Below are 3,449 nucleotides of genomic sequence, written 5' to 3' on the forward strand. Positions count from 1 at the left end.
CCGACCTGGGCGACAACCCGCTGCTGCGCTGGCTGCGCGGCCATCTGAAGATCAGCAACGACTACGATGGCGAAAAGTTCACCACCCGCATCAATGGTGTGCGCTATTTCACCCCGCTGATGCTGGTGCTGCTGTTGATCGAGATTTCCGACGTGATCTTCGCGGTGGACAGCATCCCGGCCATCTTCGCCATCACCAAGGATCCGTTCATCGTCTTCACCTCGAACATGTTTGCCATCATGGGTCTGCGTGCGCTGTACTTCCTGCTGGCCGATTCGGCCGAGCGCTTCCACCTGCTCAAGTATGGCCTGGCGCTGGTGCTGCTGTTCGTGGGTGGCAAGATGCTGCTGTCGATCTGGTTCCACGTGCCGGTGCTGATCTCGCTGTCCATCGTCGGTGCCATCCTGTTGGTGTCCATCATTGCCAGCCTGGTGCTGAGCCGGGACAAGAAAAAAGAAGGTAGCGCCGTCTGAGGGCGCTTGTGAAGAATTCAACGTGGGGCTTGACCGGCTGGAGCAATCTGGCCGGTTTTTTTATGCACAGGTGAAGTTTATTGCCGTTCGATGCAAATTTGGCATCGTTCGTTTATTGGGGACGGAGTGCATTAGAATGTCTGTTCCACTCTTCAGGTTTGCAGCGTCTGCCATGGCCCGCCTTCCCCGTCTCGTTGTCCCGCACCAGCCTCACCACATCATCCAGCGCGGCCATGATGGCCTGGTCATTTTTCGTGATGCCGAGGACCACCTGGCCTTCCTGGGCTGGTTGAAGGATGCAGCGCGGCAATTCAAGGTGGCCGTGCACGCCTACGTGCTCATGCCCGACCACCTGCACCTGCTGGTCACGCCCAGCGACGACGCCGGGCTGGCACGGATGATGCAATGGATAGGGCGCCACTACGTCCCGTATTTCAACCAGAAGCATGGACGCAGCGGTACGCTATGGCAGGGGCGTTACCGCGCCACCGTCATCGATGCCGAGCTCTACCTGCTGGCCATCTGCCGCTACATCGAGCTCAATCCGGTGCGCAACGGCCTGGCGGCCAGCCCGGGTGAGTATCCGTGGTCCAGCTACATGCATCACATCGGTGCCAAGCAGGATGGCTTGATTACCGATCATCCTCAGTATTGGTCCATTGGCAACACGCCCTTCGATCGCGAGATCGCCTATCGCCAGCTCACCGAAGAGGGCCTGGCGCGCGCCGAAGTGGAGCGCATCACCGCTGCCACGCTCAAGGGTTGGGCGCTGGGATCGGACGAGTTCAAGCAAGGCCTGGAGCGCCAGACCCATCGCCGTGTCAGTCCGGCCAAGCGCGGCCGCCCGGCGATGGTCCGCCCCGTGACTCAAGTTGATGACGTATCCGTAGGGAAAGAGTCGTAGTCGTTCAAAAATAAATGTGTTGAATCAATGAGTTAGATGTTTTTCTCTTTGCTCTGTCCCCAATAAAAAAATCCGTAAATTTCTAGGGAATTAAATTGGACTCAGACCCCATTTATTTTCATTGAACTATTGGGTGCAGTGCACTATTCTTCAAATCCTTACTGTCAATGTGGTGGAGCACCGTTATGCACGCGCAAGGCCTTTACGACCCAGCAAATGAACATGACGCCTGTGGCGTCGGTTTCATCGCCCACATCAAGGGCAAGAAATCCCATTCCATCGTTGACCAGGGTTTGCTCATTCTGAAGAACCTGGATCACCGGGGCGCCGTCGGTGCCGATGCCTTGATGGGTGACGGTGCCGGTATCCTGATCCAGATCCCCGATCAGTATTACCGTGAAGAGATGGCCAAGCAGGGCGTGGACCTGCCGCCGCCTGGTGAATATGGCGTGGGCATGATCTTCCTGCCCAAGGAAAACGCTTCCCGCATTGCCTGTGAACAGGAAATCGAACGCTCGGTGCTGGCCGAAGGCCAGATCGTGCTGGGCTGGCGCGACGTGCCGGTGGACCGCGACATGCCGATGTCGCCCACCGTGCGCGAAAAAGAACCGGTGATCCGCCAGATCTTCATCGGCCGCGGCCCGGACGTGATGGTCACCGATGCGCTGGAACGCAAGCTCTACGTGATCCGCAAGTCGTCCGGCCACGCCATCCAGGCGCTGAACCTGTTGCACGGCAAGGAATTCTTCGTGCCCTCGATGTCGGCCCGCACCGTGGTCTACAAGGGGCTGCTGCTGGCCGATCAGGTCGGCGTGTACTACAAGGACCTGCAGGACGAACGCTGTGTCTCGGCCCTGGCCCTGGTGCACCAGCGCTTCTCCACCAACACCTTCCCGGAATGGCCGCTGGCCCACCCGTACCGCCTGATCGCCCACAACGGTGAAATCAACACCGTCAAGGGCAACTTCAACTGGATGCGCGCCCGCGAAGGCGTGATGCAGTCGGCCGTGCTGGGTGCGGACTTGAAGAAGCTGTTCCCGCTGATCTATGAAGGCCAGTCTGATACCGCCAGCTTCGACAACGCGCTGGAACTGCTGGTCATGGCCGGCTATCCGCTGCCGCAGGCGATGATGATGATGGTGCCCGAAGCCTGGGAAAACCACACCTCGATGGACGACAACCGTCGCGCCTTCTACGAATACCACGCCGCCATGATGGAACCGTGGGACGGCCCGGCTGCGCTGGCCTTCACCGATGGCCGTCACATCGGCGGCACGCTGGACCGCAACGGTTTGCGTCCGGCGCGTTACATCGTCACCGATGACGACCTGGTGGTGATGGCTTCCGAATCCGGCGTGCTGCCGATTCCCGAATCCAAGATCATCCAGAAGTGGCGCCTGCAACCGGGCAAGATGTTCCTGATCGACCTGGACGCCGGCCGCATCATCGACGACAAGGAACTCAAGGACACCTACGCCAACGCCAAGCCCTACAAGCAGTGGATCAACTCGGTGCGCGTCAAGCTCGATGAGTTGAAGGAAGAGCCGCGCCAGCCGTCGTCGTCGCTGAAGCTGCTGGACCTGCAGCAGGTCTTCGGCTACACCCAGGAAGATGTCAAGTTCCTGATGGCCCCCATGGCCAGCGGTGGCGAGGAAGCCATCGGCTCCATGGGCAATGACTCGCCGCTGGCGGTCATGTCCAACAAGAACAAGCCGCTCTACAACTACTTCCGCCAGCTGTTCGCGCAAGTGACCAACCCGCCCATCGATCCGATCCGCGAAGCGCTGGTCATGTCGCTGGTGTCCTTCATCGGTCCCAAGCCCAACCTGCTGGACACCAACAACATCAACCCGCCGATGCGCCTGGAAGTGTCGCAGCCGGTGCTGGACTATGACGACATTGCCAAGCTGCGCAACATCAGCGCGCACAGCGGCGGCAAGTTCAAGTCCTACGAACTGAACATCTGCTATCCGGTCGCCTGGGGCAAGGAGGCATCGAAGCCCGCCTGGCTTCGCTGTGCGCCAAGGCCGTGGATGCNGTCAAGTCGGGGTCACACATCCTGATCATCTCGG

2 protein-coding genes and 1 pseudogene are annotated in these 3,449 nt (G+C 59.7%); all 3 read left to right on the plus strand.

Annotation, left to right across the window (positions count from 1 at the left end; genetic code table 11):
• On the plus strand, positions 1-473 hold a 473-nt coding region (locus I5W_RS25195), incomplete at its 5' end, for a TerC family protein (protein ID WP_044531314.1).
• Positions 474-645: 172 nt separating this feature from the next.
• Complete coding sequence (locus I5W_RS25200; protein ID WP_044531315.1) at positions 646-1,377, plus strand: transposase; 732 nt, start codon at positions 646-648, stop codon at positions 1,375-1,377.
• A 167-nt stretch (positions 1,378-1,544) separates the two neighbouring features.
• Positions 1,545-3,449: pseudogene (locus I5W_RS25205) on the plus strand (glutamate synthase central domain-containing protein); the annotation flags it as partial.

Source organism: Herbaspirillum sp. B65, assembly GCF_000333555.1.
Taxonomy (GTDB): Bacteria; Pseudomonadota; Gammaproteobacteria; order Burkholderiales; family Burkholderiaceae_D; genus Herbaspirillum; species Herbaspirillum rubrisubalbicans.

Bases quoted from the DNA above. Each gene is read 5' to 3' on its own strand.
- I5W_RS25200 (WP_044531315.1), top strand. From the start codon at position 646: ATGGCCCGCCTTCCCCGTCTCGTTGTCCCGCACCAGCCTCACCACATC.